Raw genomic sequence first — 11677 nt, forward strand, 5'->3', positions numbered from 1 at the left:
GTAGGGTCAGATGGCCTGCAGTCCGTCCGATTTGCTCACGCGGAATTGACGGCGCTCGAACTTGGCGAGCAGGCTCGCCTGATCACTGTAGTAGCTGACGGCGACGTCGTCGGTGGGCAGCAGCCAGTAGGTTGTCGTAAACGTCTCGCCATTCGCCTCGCAGACGACGACGCCGTTGCGCACGACGTCGGCGAAGATGACTTCCTGCTGCACGTCGAAGAACGGGCTCTCGGCGGCGCGATCGAAGACAAAGGCGTGCAGCGCCGTGACGAGATCCGGAAACAGCCGTGCCAGCGTGTCCGGAACGCTCGCCGGCAACCCGAGAGAGTCCACGCCGGCGGCGATCGCGCGCAAGATGAACTCGCCAAGGCTGCTCGACGAAATCGCCGGGCCGGTGAATTCCACGAGCGGGCCGTCGGCGTTGGAGTGATCGGTGACCCAGCTGGCGTGAATGTCGCCCGCGATCAGCACGACGTTGCCGAGCCGGCGGTAGAATCTCAGCAACTGCTCGCGGCGGAGCGGAAAACCATCCCACTTGTCGACGTTGAGCTTGAGACGGGCGCCCAGGGGCGAGGCACGGAACAACGTCAGGATCGTCTGCAGCTCCTGAGGTAGCGTCTTGAATTCAGGCTGGTCCTCGAACTGCTGGGCGAGGTCGAGGATCATCGAGGTATTGGAGGTCGAGTTGGCGACGATGTTCCATCCATGGTGCGCGGCGGCCTCGAGGCTTTCGCGCAGGAATGCGGTCTGTTGTTCGCCGTAGGCGACCTGTGCCGCCGCCGTGCGCAGAACGGCGAGCAGGTCGAACCACTTCTGGTTGACGGCGTAGCGCGAACCGAAGGTCGAAAACAGCTCGACCTTACCCAGTACCTCATAGCTCAGGCCCAACGGCAGCCCGTCCATCGCCAGGATTGCCAGTCCCATCGCCGCCAGGCGGCGATTGAGAAAGGGAACGGCGAGGTTGCCGGTCAACACGGCGCTGGCCTTCGCCGCCGCGTCTCCAACATAGCCCGCTTGCGCGTATTCGCGGCTCAGAGCCGCCTGCAAAGCCAGCCGCGACTGCGGTGGAATCGACGTCCACGCGACATAGGGCTGCAATCCGCTGGCGGTCGCGGTGAAATCATATCCAAACTGCGCAAAAACTGTGCGCAAGTGATCTTCTGTGGCGATTATTTCAGCAGGAAATCCATCTTCGGGAATCAGGTGGTCGGAACGGAAGCTGCGATAGTCGGTGAGCGTCAGGTTGACCGTGCGTCCGAACCTCAGGCCGCGCCAGATGCGGACGTTGGGATAGAGGCGATCGGGGGCGGTATCGATAATTTCGGCGAGCCGGGGCTCATCCGGGGCGTCGTCGATCGGCATGTATTCGAGCCATGCGCGCTCGGCGTTGCGCAGACGTTCCGGATCGGACTCCGGCTTGCGGCCTTCGAAGTAGGTCGATGTCGTGCGCCAGCTGTCGTCGCTGAATTCGTGGTCGTCCCAAATGGCAACGAGCGGAAATCGTGCCAGCACCCGCTGGAGGATACGGTCCGAGCGGTAGTGACGGTGGAGCTGGCGGTAATTCGAGAGGGTCCGCGCGGCGAGGTAGGGAGCGTCCGCTTCTCCCAGACGGATGGCGCCCGCCGCGTCGTCGAAGTGGACGGAACGCTGCGATGTCGGGTGCGCGTAGCGGGGGTCGCCGGTCGTCTCGTAGATGAAGTCCCCGAGGTGAACGAGAAAATCCAGATCGTTGTATTCACGCGTCAACAGCGGCAGGTAGCTGTTGAACCATCGTCCGACAAAGTCCTGGCAGTTGGCGTAGGCGAACCGGACGGGCGTCGCTGCATGCGGCGCTGGCGCGGTCCGGGTGCGGCCAACCCTGGAGCGGGCCAAGCCGTCGAAGGCTAGAAATCGATAAAAATACGTCTGACGGGGGCTGAGCCCGGTGATCTTGACACGCACGCACCGGCCGTTACGGCTCAAGGCGTCGACGGACGCGTCGACAACCAAGTCCTGCTCGGCGAACCGCGGTGTGTGGGCAAGCTGGACGCGCACGGGAAACGGTGGGAGCGAGTCGACATGCTCGACTGGAAGTTGGGTGCGGGTCCATAAGATAATACTCGTCGGCTTCGGATCTCCGGAGGCAACGCCTTGCGGAAAGATGTCGAATGGCTCCGCTCCAGGCCAACTGGTGGCGGATGCGACGGGGGCAAGACACAGCGTTCCCGCAGCGACGACGATGGTCTCCAAAAACTCGCGGCGCGTTCCCCTCATCACGGATTTCCCCCTTTTATGACCATCAATGGTCGTCAAACGGGGTATTTAGCCGGAGACGGTGACGAACGCTTGACTGCTGGATGACGTTTTAACGGACGTCCAATTATGTGAGAGGGTCGTGGCCTTCTTACTGCCGGAGGCCAAAAAGCTGCCCCAATGCGGTCCGGTGACGCCCTCTTTGATGCGCCCTTGCGCGGAGCTCATGCTTGGGGGCGATGCGCTCGGCGGGCCGTCCACCGGCGGGCGGCTCAGCTCCCCGGGCGAGTCGTGCGGCCGCCGGGAGCTCCCGCCGATTCGTCGCGATTGAAGCGGCCGAGATTGCCGATGATCTGATCCAGGAAATTCGGCGATTCACCAAAGCTCGGCGTCTCGCGATCGACGACCTCGACCTCCCGTCCTCGCTCGAGACCGAAGACGTCGAGCTGCCCAACCACGCCTTGGGGATCGAATCGGATGCTGACGACCTGCCGGTCGACAACCTCCCGGTTGAAGAACGATCGTCGTTCGACGACGTCACTGATGTAATACCACGTCTCCTCGCCGAAGGCCGAGACGCTGGAGGGGGAGCCGAGCACCTGCTGCACGTCGTCCCGCCTTTGCACCCCCGGATGGATCTGCGCAATGCGATCCGCTTCGATGTGGTCGCCGTGGGTATCGAATTGCGGCGCGCAGGCGCCCATCGTCATCGATGCAGCGGCGAGGGCGAGGACGGACAGGCTCCGCGTCAGCCGCCGAATCAGAACAGGAGGGCTTGCCATTTGTCACCAGGAATCCGAAAGTAATCAGATATGATCGCCACGAGACGTGGGCGGCCGAGCGGCATTATAGCGGCGATCGAAGGCTTTCGGAAACCGCTGATCGCCTGATGTATCCGCGGCCAAACAACAGAACCGGATCGGAGGCGATGAGACTGCTCGGGGTGTTTCATCGGCGGGCGGAAAAATCCGCGGCGCACGCGCTCTACCGGGCGATCGTCCGGCAGTCGCGCCTTCCGGAATTTTACGCTACGCACGGTGTGCCGGACACCCCGGACGGGCGGTTTGACTTGATCGTCGCCCACACCGTGCTGGTGATGCGCCGGCTTCATCGCATGCCATCGCGGACGCGGGCGCTGTCGCAGGCGCTGTTTGACCTGATGTTCGCGGACATGGATCAGAATCTGCGGGAAATGGGCGTGGGCGATCTCGCTGTCGGTAAGCGAATCAAGGCGATGGCAAAGGGCTTTTACGGCCGCCTCGCCGCCTACGATCGAGCGCTGACGGCGGAAAATGGCGATGACCTGAAGACGGCGCTATGCCGCAACCTTTATCGCAAGGCGAATTTCGAAGACGGGCAGGTGGCTGCCGTCGCCACCTACCTGCGGCGGGAAGCGGAACGGCTCGACGCGGAGCCGCTCGATGCGCTGCTCGCCGGTCGCCTGCGATTCGATGCCCCGGCAATTCAACCGGTTGAGGCCCGCGATGCATAGGACATCCGAAGAGCGACACAAGCAGCATCATCAGACGAGTGAATTCTGTCGGCGGATCCCGGTGCACGACCTTCCATCCGCAGGTCGAACGTTCGAAATCGAAGCGAATGTCGAGGAGCGACGGGCGCTTTCCCGGCGCTATGGCATTGAAGCGGTGAACCGTCTGCAGGCGTACGGCACGTTGAAGCCGGAGGCCGACGGTCGGTGCGTCCGGCTCGAGGGCCGGCTGAGCGCGGACGTCGTGCAGACGTGCGTGGTCACGCTCGATCCCATTGAGGCTCTCATCGAGGTATGGTTTGCGCGTCTTTATTCCGCGGACGCGACCGACGTCTGGCAGGATGGCCTAGCCGACGCAGCGCAGGCGGACATAGGCGACGGCGAAGCGTTCATCGAGGCGTCGAGCGAGCTTTACGCCGAACCGCTGACCGGGGACAGCCTCGACGTCGGCGACGCTCTCGCCGAACAACTTGCGATCGAACTCGATCCTTATCCGCGAAAACCGGGCGCGGTGTTTACAGGTTGCGATTGCGAGGTACCGGATACGACCCCAAGCCCGCTCGAGCATCTCGCCAATTGGCGCAAAGGTCGAGGGTGACTACGGTAAGCTCTTGTGCACAACTAAGAATTTGTATAAGTAGGCCCGTCGTTGCGTCGACCGCGCTGAGGCCGTGTGTCGTCGTTTACGACCCTTGACCGGAATCGATCGGCCGAGCGCGCATTCTTTCGGTGCGCGCGAGCAGCGACGTCACATCCAGGTTCGCAGACTAATGAAAAATTCCATGCGTTGCCCGCACGGCCTCCGTAACCGGCCTGCTTTGGCCGGCTTTCGTTTTCGTCATCACTCCGGCTTCGGCGTGGGGCTGGCGTGCCCGGAGTGACGTGGTCTCCTTCCCGGCCGGTGACGATCGCCGTTGATGCCATGGGTGGCGACCACGCGCCGCGGATGGTGATCGAGGGGATGAACCGGGCGATCCATCGCCTGAAGAACGTGCGCTTTTTGGTCTTCGGCCGCACCGACGAGATCTCGCCGCTGATGAACAAATTCCGTCGATTGCGCGCGTTCGTCGAGATGCGGCATGCGTCCGACGTCGTGCTTGGAAGCGAGAAGCCCTCGGTGGCGCTGCGCTCCGGGCGGAATTCGAGCATGCGCCAGGCAATCGATTCGGTGGCCGCAGGCGACGCCGACGGCATCGTCTCCGCCGGTAACACCGGCGCGTTGATGGCCATGGCGAAATTTGTCTTCAAGACGCTCCCGGGCGTCGATCGCCCGGCGATCGCCTCGGTCTTTCCCAGCATAAACGGCCGTACCGTACTGCTCGATCTCGGCGCAAACGTCTCCTGCGACGCGAAGAACCTTGTGGAGTTCGCCGTCATGGGCGAGGTGTTCGCCCGCAACGTCCTCAAGCTGAAGAATCCCTCGGTTGGCATCCTCAACGTTGGTGAGGAAGACCTCAAGGGCAACGATTCGGTGCGCAAGGCCGCAGCGATCTTGCAGTCGAGCACGCTTGCCATCCGCTTCCACGGGTTCGTCGAAGGGGATGACATCGCCAAGGGCACGGTCGACGTCGTCGTCACCGACGGCTTTACCGGCAATATCGCGCTGAAGACGGCGGAAGGAACCGCGCGCCTTTACGCGGAATTTCTCAAACGAGCGTTGACGAGCTCGCCGATCGCTCGCCTCGGCGCCCTGCTGGCCGGTCCGGCCCTGCGCGCCATGCGGGCACGGGTCGACCCGCGGGTCTACGACGGGGCGATGTTCCTCGGGCTCAACGGGATCTGCGTCAAGAGCCATGGCGGAACCGATTCATTCGGGTTTTCGAACGCCATCCGCGCCGCGGTTGACCTCGTTTCTGACGGCGTCAACGAGGGCATCAAACAGGATTTTGCCTATCTTTCGTCCGGAACTCCGGTCGATCCGAAAATCGCGGCAGGATAATGACGACCATTCATGCACACATCGCCGGCTCGGGTTCCTATCTGCCCGAGCGGATCGTCGACAATGCCGAGTTGTCGCGCCAGCTAGAAACGACGGATGACTGGATCGTCGCGCGGACCGGCATTTGCCAGCGGCACATCGCCGCCGATGGCGAGGTGACCTCCGATCTGGCGACGCGCGCGGCGCAAAGGGCGCTCGCCGCCGCCCAGATCGATGCCCGCGAGGTTGATCTCGTCCTCGTCGCCACGTCCACGCCGGACGATACCTTTCCCGCAACGGCGACGCGGGTACAGGCAAAGCTGGGGATGACCAACGGCGCTGCGTTCGACGTCCAGGCCGTCTGTTCCGGGTTCATCTTTGCTCTTGCTACCGCCGACAACTTCATCCGCGCCGGTCAGGCGTCGACCGCATTGGTCATCGGTGCCGAGACCTATTCGCGCATCCTTGACTGGAATGACCGAGGCACGTGCGTGCTTTTCGGTGACGGCGCCGGCGCAGTGGTTCTGCAGGCACGTGATCGGCGCAAGGACGGTAGCGAGGGCGACGGAGGCGGCGATACGGCGGCGAGTCGCCAGAGCGGGATCTTATCGACCCACCTGCATTCCGACGGCCGCTACCGCGACATCCTTTATGTCGACGGTGGTCCGTCCTCGACGCAGACCGTGGGTAAGCTGCGGATGTCGGGCAAGGAAGTCTTCCGCCATGCCGTCGCCAGTCTATGCGCCGTCGCTGAAGAGGCGCTCGCTGCCAACGGCCTCGGCATCGCCGATGTCGACTGGCTGGTGCCGCATCAGGCCAATATCCGTATCCTCGACGGCGTCGCCCGCAAGCTGGGGATGCCGCGCGAGCGGGTCATCGCCACCGTCGACATCCACGCCAATACCTCTGCGGCCTCCATTCCGCTCGCACTTGACGTGGCGATTCAAGATGGCCGCCTCAAACGCGGCCACCTCGTCCTCATGGAGGCGATCGGTGGCGGCCTGACGTGGGGTGCCGTTCTCGCCCGCTGGTAAGAGAGCGGTGCATCGGTAATCGCAACGTCACCTGAGGCAAACCTCATATCTCATTGAAAGAGACTGCATTCTACCGTATGAATTAAGCGCGCTCGCGACATAGGGCAGAGGCTTCATCGGCAATGACCGGAAAAACGATTACCCGTGCCTATCTCAGCGAGGCGATCTATCAGGAAGTCGGACTCTCGCGCAACGAATCGGCGGATTTGCTTGAATCCGTTCTCTCGGAGATCACCAAGGCGCTGGCCGATGGCGATACGGTCAAGCTGTCCTCGTTCGGCAGCTTCTCCATCCGTCAGAAGGGCCGGCGGATCGGCCGCAATCCGAAGACCGGCGAGGAGGTGCCCATCCTGCCGCGCCGGGTACTCGTCTTCCGGCCGTCACAGGTGCTGAAGTCGCGCATCAACGAGGGTCGACGGGACAGCATGGCGAGGTGATCGTGGCCGCTGGCGCACCGGAGCCCGTTTCCGCCCGCGGCATCACCAAATCGCCGACGGCGTTTCGGACGATCGCTGAAGTCGCAAGCGAACTGGATCTGCCGGCGCATGTCCTGCGCTTTTGGGAAAGCAAGTTTACCCAGATCAAGCCACTGAAACGCGGCGGCGGCCGGCGGTATTATCGCCCGGAAGATGTCGTTCTGCTGCGCCGCATTCGCAGCCTGCTGTACACCGAAGGCTACACCATCAAGGGCGTCCAGCGGCTGCTGCGCGAAGGCGTCGGCAAATCCGTGACGGCGGAGAGTGCGGGCGAGCGTTTCGCTGCGGCGAAAGTGAGCGAATCGGCGGCGGACGTTGATGGACAAAGCGACGAGCCGGCGGATCAGCCGGCCGCCAGCGAGGCGGCGAGCGGGCGAGGCGCAGGCGACGATGCGTCCGGCAAACCCGATCTGCGCGCTTTGCTTCACGACCTCGAGGCTCTGCGCGCCTTGCTGCGCAGGGCGGGGACCTGAGGCGCAGTCGCGCGACGGCAGGGCGAGGGTGCTTGCCTCCTGGAAAAAACGAGGGAACTCGCCGGATCAGTGTTCCTGGTTGCAGCCACGCTGCTGGCAGCTCGTCGGGTCGCGCGACGTAATCGCGCAATCGGACAAAGCCGCATCAAGGGCCGCCGGTGCCATCGTATCGTTCGCAGCGTACAGCTGACCGTCACTGTCGGTGACGACGCACTGCCAGGGCGCGTACATGTACCCTGGCGAATAGGGTTCATCCGGTGAACAACCGGTGGCGATTAAAGCGAGCACAGCGCATCCCGCAGCCGCTCTCCAGCGCAACATCGTCCGTTTGCCCCCCTCATCCTCCCGCGGTTGCCGAGTGCGGCGGCGATCCGCCGATCGTAGGCATCAAGGCACAGTAGAGCGCCCGGTCGTAAGCGAAAACCGGAAATGTGCCAAAGCCGTGAGCCGCAGCCGGGGAATTTCGGCCTTACCCGTCGTCGGCACGCGGGTGCGGTTGCTTCGGCATCAAAACAGCCTGTATAGTCCCGGCCGTGGCGGAGCGTGGCGCAGCCTGGTAGCGCACTAGACTGGGGGTCTAGGGGTCGCCGGTTCGAGTCCGGCCGCTCCGACCATGGGCGCCACAACGGCGTCGAGCGCCAAGCTGTTGGTGCCGCCTGATTTTCGGCATTCCGGGCGAGAGAAAGTCAGCGCGTGAACGGCGAAGTGCGCGCGCGTCGCCTTCACTGCACAAGTGCACGGCAATTGCCATATTCGCTATCACCGCCGCGATCGCCGGCGGGCAGGGGAGGCGGGGGCCTCCGCAGACGCGACACGCGACGGCGCGGCGTTGGTGGCAACGGTCCGCGCACGACGCTGGTCATCTTGCCGCCGCTATCAATAGCCGCGGCACATCACCCGGCACGAGGGCTGATTTCCCGGCCAATCATCGGTCATGTGATATGTTGGCACACGCATTGCTTAATAATACGCGGCAACCAGGGTGTTCCCTACCCTCCGCCTGTTCATCCATCCCGGTGACGGGCCGCCGCGTTGCCCCCTCAGAGACCCGGAAAACTCAGAGGGTCCGCGATTATCGCGGACCCTCTTTTTTCGTGCGCGCCGCCAGCCCAGCTATGCCGGGCAGCAGGGGTGGCAAGGATGGTGCGGGGATGACGGCGATGCTCGTTTACGTCACCGTGGGAACGCGCAAAGAGGCACTCGCCATCGGCCGCACCCTCGTCGAAGAGCGACTGTCCCCGAGCGCTAACGTACTGGACGGCGTGCACTCCATCTATTGGTGGCAGGGTAAGCTGAACGAAGGTGACGAAGCGGTGCTGATTCTCAAGTCCACCCGTGAGCGCCTGCCGATGGTGATTGCCCGGGCGGTCGAGCTGCATTCCTACGATTGCCCGTGCGTCGTCGCGCTACCGATCGCCGACGGCAACCCCGATTACCTCGCGTGGATCGCCGCGGAGACGAGCGGGGCGGCGCGCGGCTAGCACCCCGTCGCGCCGCCTGCTATGGTTCCCTGGGATTGGGCGACAGAGGGGGGACACGGTCGTGAGCCTTATCCGGGTTAATACAGCCGCCGACGGCACGCAGGCCTATGCCGACCTGAGCGACAATGGCGTTGTCGACGCGGGTGATCTGGCGATCAAAGTTACCCTTACGTACGCTTCCAATCATCCAAGCGCGGACGATTTCATCTTTGCCTGAGCGGCCCGCGGATCTTGATCAGTACGTGGCCTGAGGGGAGAGCCTCAGTCGGCGCGCGGCAGGCGCACGCTGGCGCTGGCCTGGGCGGCGATGCCTTCTCGGCGGCCGGTGAAGCCGAGTTCCTCGGTCGTCGTCGCCTTCACGCTCACTCGCGTCGTTGGGATGGCGAGAATCTCGGCGATGCGCGCCCGCATCGCCTCGCGGTGTGGGCCGACCTTGGGACGCTCGCAGATCAAGGTGACGTCGACGTTGACGATCGCACCGCTTGCCGCCGCGATCAGTTCGGCGGCAAGGCGGAGAAACACCTCGGACGGCGCGCCGCGCCAGCGCGGCTCGCTCGGTGGGAAGTGGCTGCCGATATCGCCGGCGGCGATGGTGCCGAGCAGTGCATCGGTGAGCGCGTGCAGGCCGACGTCGGCGTCCGAGTGGCCGAGCAGGCCGTGGCTGTGCGGCACCGTCACGCCGCACAGCATGACCGCGTCGCCGTCACCGAAGCGGTGCACGTCAAACCCCGAGGCGGTGCGGGTCTCGAAGGTGCTCTCGATCAGGCGCGCGCCGCGCTGCAAATCTTCTTCGGTCGTCACCTTGAGATTGTCCTCGTGTCCAGGGACCATGACGATTCTGAGGCCGGCATGTTCGCCCACCGCGGCGTCGTCGGTCAGTGCCAGGCCGGCGCAGCGCCGGTGCGCGGCGAGCAACGCCGGGAAGCGAAAGCCCTGGGGGGTTTGCGCGCGCCACAGCCCGGCGCGCTCGACGGTGCCGCCGATGCGCACCGCCCCGCCGTCACCATCGCCATCACCGGCGCGCTTGAGCGTATCGATCACCGGCAGGGCCGGAATGGCACCGTCGAAGTCGTCGAGCGCGTCGATCACCCGGCCGATCGTCGCGGCGTCGACGAACGCCCGCGCCGCGTCGTGAATGAGCACGCGCGCCGGCGATACCGCGGCGAAACTCTCCAGTCCGAGGCGGACCGAATCCTGACGAGTGGCGCCGCCGGTGACCGGCGGCAGCAGCGCAAGATCCGCGACCGCGTCGGCGTATGCGTGCGCATCGTCGGCATGGATGACCACCCGCACGGCGTCGATGCGCGGATGGTCGAGAAACGGCATTGCGGCACGGCGCAGGATGGGCACGCCGGCGAGACGGCGGTATTGCTTGGGCATTCCCGGCCCGAGGCGGCTGCCGCGGCCGGCGGCGACGATGAGAGCGACACTGGCCGACATCGGACCTCTTCTCGTTGATCTATCGCGCTGAAGATTGGGGTTGGCGGGGCGCGGCACGCGGATAAGCCGACGCTAAAGGCATCGAGACGCCTTGCCAAGCACGTGGTGCAAGGAGATGCTGCCAGCGGGCCGCCGCAACGACGCCGGCGGCGGCGAGGGCATACCGTCATGTGGCTGAGTTTCGTTGCGCTTTCGTCGATCGTTCCCGCCGTTGCCCAGGGGTTCCGTGGCCGGGCCGAGCGCGATGCCGTCTTTTGGGCGTCCTTTGCCGTCGGGATTGCCGGCCCGGTGTTGTGGGTGCTGGTGCACAGTTCCACCGCTTGGCAGACCGGGCTCGCGGCGACGCTTTGGGTGACCATCGCCGCAACGATGACGCTCTATGCGGTCGTGGCCGCGACGTTTCGTCAGGCGTGGCGGCTGGCGCCGCTGCTCGCCGGCTACATGCTGCTGCTGGGGCTTGGCGCCGTCGTCTGGCACAACGCCGGCGGCGGTCCGATGCAGGCGGGGGCGGACGCGCGTGCCTGGGTCGATATCCATATCGCCACCGCGGTCGTCACCTATGGGCTGGTTACGATCGCCGCCGTCGCCGCCTTCGCCGCGTTCCTCCAGGAGCGCACGCTCAAGCGCAAGCGCTCGACGGTCGTCAGCCGCTCGTTGCCGTCGATCGCTGACTGCGATTCGCTGCAATTCACCTTGCTGCAATACGGCGAGGCGGTGCTGGCGATGGGCTTGGCCACCGGCATGGGGCTTCTCTACCGGGAGAGCGGCGAAATTCTCTTGTTCAACCATAAGATCGTTCTGACCGTCGCCGCGTTCGTCGTCATCGGCGCCCTGCTGATCGCCCACCGCTGGGCGGGCATCCGCGGCAAGCGCGCGGCACGCCTGATCCTGCTCGGCTATCTTCTCCTCACCTTGGGCTATCCAGGGGTGAAATTCGTCACCGACGTCTTGCTTGCCTAGCCGGTTTTGGCGCCGATCTGCTCGGCGCCCGCCGCATGCCTGATGCGAAGGCATTAGGGGTTGATTTGCTGGAATACTGCCTATCTAATGGGCACAACAACGTCGGCGAATGCTCGGCAACTGTTCGCACACTGTCTCGACGATTTCGTGGTTTCCGCGCTCGCGCAGCGCACC

12 protein-coding genes and 1 tRNA gene are annotated in these 11677 nt (G+C 64.5%); 10 read left to right on the forward strand and 3 right to left on the reverse strand.

The annotated features are described in order from the left end of the window. Positions 1 to 6: 6 nt before the first annotated feature. Together IPK66_10075 and IPK66_10080 are read right to left on the reverse strand one after the other, a co-directional pair. Positions 7 to 2253: an alkaline phosphatase D family protein gene (locus IPK66_10075; protein ID MBK8175583.1), complete on the reverse strand. Its 2247-nt coding sequence runs from the start codon at positions 2251 to 2253 to the stop codon at positions 7 to 9. Between the two features lie 251 nt (positions 2254 to 2504). Beyond that, positions 2505 to 3014, reverse strand: coding sequence for an outer membrane protein assembly factor BamE (locus tag IPK66_10080; protein ID MBK8175584.1), 510 nt, complete (start codon positions 3012 to 3014; stop codon positions 2505 to 2507). Between the two features lie 146 nt (positions 3015 to 3160). On the opposite strand from IPK66_10080, the gene IPK66_10085 reads away from it, so the two are divergent. From IPK66_10085 to IPK66_10125, 9 genes are all read left to right on the forward strand, one after another. Further along, positions 3161 to 3724 (forward strand): ubiquinol-cytochrome C chaperone family protein, encoded by a 564-nt coding sequence (locus IPK66_10085; GenBank protein MBK8175585.1) that lies wholly within the window; start codon positions 3161 to 3163, stop codon positions 3722 to 3724. After that, positions 3717 to 4319 carry a DUF177 domain-containing protein gene (locus IPK66_10090; protein ID MBK8175586.1) on the forward strand — a complete coding sequence of 201 codons (603 nt, stop codon included), beginning with the start codon at positions 3717 to 3719 and terminating at the stop codon, positions 4317 to 4319. The genes IPK66_10085 and IPK66_10090 overlap by 8 nt, the downstream gene beginning before the upstream one ends. A 324-nt stretch (positions 4320 to 4643) precedes the next feature. After that, positions 4644 to 5660, forward strand: a complete 1017-nt coding sequence (plsX, locus tag IPK66_10095; protein ID MBK8175587.1) for a phosphate acyltransferase PlsX — start codon at positions 4644 to 4646, stop codon at positions 5658 to 5660. Beyond that, positions 5660 to 6673, forward strand: coding sequence for a ketoacyl-ACP synthase III (locus IPK66_10100; protein ID MBK8175588.1), 1014 nt, complete (start codon positions 5660 to 5662; stop codon positions 6671 to 6673). The genes plsX and IPK66_10100 overlap by 1 nt, the downstream gene beginning before the upstream one ends. Before the next feature lie 122 nt (positions 6674 to 6795). After that, complete coding sequence (locus IPK66_10105) at positions 6796 to 7110, forward strand: integration host factor subunit alpha (protein MBK8175589.1); 315 nt, start codon at positions 6796 to 6798, stop codon at positions 7108 to 7110. A gap of 41 nt (positions 7111 to 7151) precedes the next feature. Continuing rightward, a complete protein-coding gene (locus IPK66_10110) occupies positions 7152 to 7622 on the forward strand; it encodes a MerR family transcriptional regulator (GenBank protein ID MBK8175590.1) in 471 nt (156 codons plus the stop codon). Between the two features lie 537 nt (positions 7623 to 8159). Next, positions 8160 to 8236 (forward strand) — tRNA-Pro (locus IPK66_10115). Between the two features lie 537 nt (positions 8237 to 8773). Then, a complete protein-coding gene (locus IPK66_10120; GenBank protein MBK8175591.1) occupies positions 8774 to 9103 on the forward strand; it encodes a divalent-cation tolerance protein CutA in 330 nt (109 codons plus the stop codon). 61 nt (positions 9104 to 9164) lie between these two features. Continuing rightward, positions 9165 to 9320 carry a hypothetical protein gene (locus IPK66_10125; GenBank protein MBK8175592.1) on the forward strand — a complete coding sequence of 52 codons (156 nt, stop codon included), beginning with the start codon at positions 9165 to 9167 and terminating at the stop codon, positions 9318 to 9320. Positions 9321 to 9364: 44 nt separating this feature from the next. Here IPK66_10125 and IPK66_10130 read toward each other — a convergent pair whose 3' ends face one another. Continuing rightward, positions 9365 to 10543: a bifunctional 2-C-methyl-D-erythritol 4-phosphate cytidylyltransferase/2-C-methyl-D-erythritol 2,4-cyclodiphosphate synthase gene (locus tag IPK66_10130; GenBank protein ID MBK8175593.1), complete on the reverse strand. Its 1179-nt coding sequence runs from the start codon at positions 10541 to 10543 to the stop codon at positions 9365 to 9367. A gap of 168 nt (positions 10544 to 10711) precedes the next feature. On the opposite strand from IPK66_10130, the gene ccsA reads away from it, so the two are divergent. Next, positions 10712 to 11503: a cytochrome c biogenesis protein CcsA gene (gene ccsA / locus IPK66_10135; GenBank protein ID MBK8175594.1), complete on the forward strand. Its 792-nt coding sequence runs from the start codon at positions 10712 to 10714 to the stop codon at positions 11501 to 11503. Positions 11504 to 11677 lie beyond the last annotated feature (174 nt).

This window comes from Rhodospirillales bacterium, assembly GCA_016712595.1.
GTDB lineage: Bacteria > Pseudomonadota > Alphaproteobacteria > Rhodospirillales > Defluviicoccaceae > Defluviicoccus.